The sequence below is a fragment of the uncultured Gilvimarinus sp. genome, assembly GCF_963972205.1.
GTDB classification, from domain to species: domain Bacteria; phylum Pseudomonadota; class Gammaproteobacteria; order Pseudomonadales; family Cellvibrionaceae; genus Gilvimarinus; species Gilvimarinus japonicus.
The window spans coordinates 1-4,421 of record NZ_CAXAUC010000029.1 but is presented as its reverse complement, the minus strand read 5'-3'; the positions used below and the strand labels follow the sequence as shown (position 1 = coordinate 4,421).

The 4,421-nt window shown below is 50.8% G+C and carries 4 protein-coding genes and 1 pseudogene; 1 reads left to right on the top strand and 4 read right to left on the bottom strand.

All coding sequences use genetic code 11. From position 1 onward, the window contains the following. A pseudogene (locus AACY82_RS17740) lies at positions 1–280 on the top strand (hypothetical protein); the annotation flags it as partial. Positions 281–369: 89 nt separating this feature from the next. On the opposite strand, the gene AACY82_RS17735 reads toward AACY82_RS17740, so the two are convergent. The 4 genes from AACY82_RS17735 to AACY82_RS17720 form a co-directional block, all read right to left on the bottom strand. Continuing rightward, on the bottom strand, positions 370–930 hold the full coding sequence (locus tag AACY82_RS17735) for a sugar O-acetyltransferase (protein WP_339618190.1): 561 nt from the start codon (positions 928–930) through the stop codon (positions 370–372). An 18-nt stretch (positions 931–948) separates the two neighbouring features. Continuing rightward, the gene (locus tag AACY82_RS17730; RefSeq protein WP_339618189.1) at positions 949–1,941 is read right to left on the bottom strand and encodes an alpha/beta hydrolase; all 993 of its coding nucleotides are present in this window, start codon (positions 1,939–1,941) and stop codon (positions 949–951) included. A gap of 26 nt (positions 1,942–1,967) precedes the next feature. Beyond that, positions 1,968–3,110: a BamA/TamA family outer membrane protein gene (locus AACY82_RS17725; protein WP_339618188.1), complete on the bottom strand. Its 1,143-nt coding sequence runs from the start codon at positions 3,108–3,110 to the stop codon at positions 1,968–1,970. Between the two features lie 92 nt (positions 3,111–3,202). Next, positions 3,203–4,421, bottom strand: a 1,219-nt coding sequence (locus tag AACY82_RS17720) for a hypothetical protein (RefSeq protein WP_339618187.1), incomplete at its 5' end; no start/stop codon positions are given.

Here is a 4,421-nt window from a genome sequence, read left to right as displayed (position 1 = left end):
ATGGCCAATTTTAGCAAAAAACACCTATTTTTTGGAGTTTTTCTACAGTCTCAACAGTGTGTGTTGGTGGGACCCTTGGTGGGGTTATATCTGCGACGCTTACCAACCCACCTACGGTGAAGATTCGCTGTCCTACGGGATTGGTGCAGGCGTTCGGTTTGATATCAGCCAACGGCATTTTATACGCGCCGGTTACTACGAACGATGGGTCGATGTGGACAATGCCATTGACGATCCAGCGTTTGGGACTTTGTCCGTCGAGTTTGGTTTTATGTACTAAAAATAACCGGCTACCGCAGCATAATAAGCCCGCCTTTAACGGCGGGCTTATTGTTAGCCAAACAGAAACAGGCAAGCATAGATACCCGTTTAGGCGGACAAGTTGCTTTTATGCACCTTGCAAGGGTTGCCAAACGCCACACTGTTGGCCGGAATACTTTTAGTCACCACGCTGCCGGCGCCAATAGTGCAACCATCACCAATACTCACTCCGGGCAAGATAATACAGCCACCACCTATCCACACATTACTGCCAATGGTGATGGGCGCGGCAACGCCTATGTGCGCATTACGTTGGCCTAAATCGAGCGGATGGCTGGCCGCATACACCTGTACATTAGGGGCAATAAAAACATTGTCGCCTATCGTAACCGGGCAGCAATCAAGCAATACAAAATTAAAATTAATAAACACATTGCTACCAATCGTGGTATTACAGCCATAATCCACCCGAATAGGTTTTTCGATATGAACGTTATCGCCTACTTGGGCAAATATTTTTTGTTGCAGTTGCGCCTTAGCATCACCATCGCGCGCTTTTAGTTCATTAAAATCGTCAACCAAATCCCGCGTTTTAAAACGAATTTCGGTGAGCTCAGGGTCGTTAATCCAATATTCACTACCGGCAAGCATTTTTTCTCGTTCGTTCATCAGGCAATCCAGGTTCGGTTAAAAGATTTTATCTAGTATGGTCTGATAGCGATCAAACGCCTCAAACTGCGGCATATGCCCGACATCGTCAATCTCATGCAAGGTCGCGTGGGGAATAGTCTCGGCAGCTTGCTTGCCCAGTTTATCGTACTGCCCCAACACTCGGGTTACCCCTGGTTTTTTCCAGCCTCTGCCCGGGCCGGTGGTATCGCGGGTACCGATAATTAAGTGAGTGGGCACCGAAATATTGTTAAATTCATTAACGACCGCTCCGGTGAAAATTAAATCGTACGTTAACGCGTTATTCCAAGCCACTTGGGGCCAGTCGGGGCCGTTAATCCAGCCTTTATGAATGGTGGTTAGCGCCTCGTATGCCTCAGACCATTTTCCGTCGTAGTAGTTTTTCTTTTGGTAAGCGATCACCCCCTCAATGGTTTTGTTGAGTTCACTGTCGTAAAAAAAGGCCGGATCTTTGTACTCGACGTACTGTAAGTAATCCTCTAACCCGACCGGATTAACCAACACCAGCTGCTCGACTTGATCGGGGTAACTCAGAGCATAACGCGAGGCCAACATCCCGCCCATGGAATGGCCCATCACAATCAGGTGCTCTAATCCTAGCTTATCGGTTAAGGCGCGCGTATTGGCCGCCAACGCCTCAAACGAGAACTGATAATGCGCAGGTTTGGATGATTTACCAAAGCCAATTTGATCGGGCATCAAAACCCCATAGCCTTTTTGTTGCAACAGCGCGGCGGTTTTTTGCCAGTAATCGGCGGCAAAATTTTTGCCGTGCAGCAACAGCACCGTCGGTTTATCCGGCTTACCAGGTAAGTACATATAGGCCATTTCTAAAGATTGGCGTTGGCTTGTAACCGCAAACATCTGCACCGGATACGGATAATCGTACTGCGATAGCCGGGCGTCAAAGCTGGGGGCGGCTTCTTTTGCCGTCACCACCGCTGCGTTTATCATAAAAAACATGGCTAACCAGTATTTAAAAAATCTCATAAAAACCTCTGCTTATGTGGTACACACTAAAATGCTTCGCCAACACCAAAATAAAACTGCGAGCCGTTTTTACCCACCGAATAATCGGCTGACAAGCTAACTAAGTGCTTTTGTGACAATAAAAACCTTGCCCCGACGCCAGCGGCGGGCAAGTACTCAGAGAAAAAATCACCGGCACTCTCGGCGACCTCGCCCACCCCAGTAAAGCCGGTTAATACCCATTTATTAGACACCCGCCAGCGATACTCGGCCTGGAGTGCGTACATGGTTTTATCCCGATACCGGCCAACATCATAGCCGCGTAAATCGGTTTTACCGCCAAACGAGCTGAGCAAAAAAAACGGCGCTTCGCGCCCGGCCGAACGATAATAAGCCCGCAGCGCCAACACGTCACGATCGGCCATCGCGAGGTATTGATTAGCCGACAAACTGACAATATCGGTATCAAAGTCAGAGCCCAGCGCTTGTCGGTAAAAAGCCGCTGTAGCGCTAAGCAAAGCCCCATGGCGAGGGAAGTACGGCTGATCACGAGAATCGTATTTTAGCGGCAGTTGTACCGCCGCCATGTCCAAAGTGATACTTGGGTCGGGCAAATTCGCTAACAGTGGGCGCTCTGTGCGCAGGCGCACATCGGCTTTTCCGGCTAAGAATCCCAACCCGGTATAGACATTGTCCCACACTTCATACAACACAGAGCCATAGTACAACGGGGACTTTTGGGTAATGTCCAGCGAAAGGCCGGTATCGCCAGCGGCGTTGCCCACGCCCCAGTAGCGGTAATTATAATTAATCTCTCCCGCTGCCAGCGCGACTCGCAAACGGTCCTCCCAAAAATGTAAATTACCACCCACACCGTAAGCGTAGCTGCCATTCTCGGTGGTCATCCCCATTGCTCCCACCACGGAAGAGGGGGTATCGGTTTGCGTTTTATCAATATCGATAAAGTACCCACCGACCAGCGCCAGCTTCCAGCCCAACTCTGGAGAGCGGCCGGGAATAGGCGCCAAGATTAAATCGTCAGGCCACCAGCTCGCCATACTGCTGGCTGGGTTACCGCGCACCGGCGTAGTGCCGCTTTCCATTACCTCATCGGTTAGCGTCGGCACCTCTTGCACTTTGCCTGGCTCTACCGCTTGTGCCAACGCACTTGACGCCAGACTCAATGCCACGAGAATGCCGGCTCGTAATCTGCGTTTTGCAGTGGCACTCGTGCCGCGTAAAGCCCAGCGCGAAACAGCGGTTTCTCTATAGCTAAGCACGATTAAAACCTCACCACTAACGAGCCAATCATCGCCTCGCGGGAGCCAATAAAACCATTGTACTCGGCACTAACCGACAACACCGAACTGATATCCCAGTTAAATCCGGCCAATAAATTCCAGCGATCTTTACTCTCTTGGCGAATACGGTAACCCAGCACCTGATCGGTACCGGGAACGTCAAGCTGGCCATCCACCGTATTCTCACTATCTAAATAATTACCACCCACAAAGAGCGCCAGCCGCCCTAACTCTGAGAGCTTAAAAACACGCCCCACACGCGGGGTCACGGTAACCGAGCGACCGTCGGCAACAGCGTTATCAGGCTTACTGTAGGTGACATTAAAAGGCAGCACGGCAAACCAATCTTGCCAGCCGCCAGCCAACACCGTGCCGACACCATAGGTCGTAGGGTTAACCTGAGCTCGCACCGGAAACTCGACCTCACGCCCGGCTAGTACAAAACACAACGGAGGCCGCAACGCACCCGTGCAATCGGTACCGCTGCCCTCAAGTAAGGTATCGCCATCGAGCGTAACATCCATGGTGATGCTGCCGTCTACCTTGCCGACCATGGCAAAAACATTCATAAACGGAAACAGCCACGCATCAACTTTAATTTGCGTCGTATCCAGCACTGTCTCGGCATTGCCAAAATCGACAAACTCATAGGGAATTTTTTCGGCGCCGTTAAACCCGACGTTTAAATGCGTTAACGACATGTTTTGGCGCACGCTGGCAAAGGTAAAACTGACGCCCATCGGCAAAGGCAAATTAAAGCCGGCATCGACAGCCTCTTGGCCAAAAAACGGCAAGGTATGCGGCCACTTGCGCGGCGCCTTAGCGCCTTGGCTATTAGCGTAAGCCGAGGCGCGATTAGGTATCGTCGTGCCAGCCACACCGGTATCAGTCAAACGACGATTCACCGATACTCGGGTTAGCTCCAGTCCGGCGCCAATGGCAGCACCTGATTGACTAAAAAAGTAAAACTCTATGTCGTTGCTACTGCTGTGATACAGCGAGCCTTCGTTACCCAGCGAGCGGCGGGCAGATGGGTTGAACAACCACTGATCGCGCTGCAACGCATCTAATGCGTCCTGAGTCTTAATAACGGCCAGAAAATAAGTGCCACTAGAGCCAAGTCCAACACCAACCCCAAAGGCATCATGATCCCTACCACTAATACTGGACACATCGTTAAGCGAGTATAATTTATCGTAA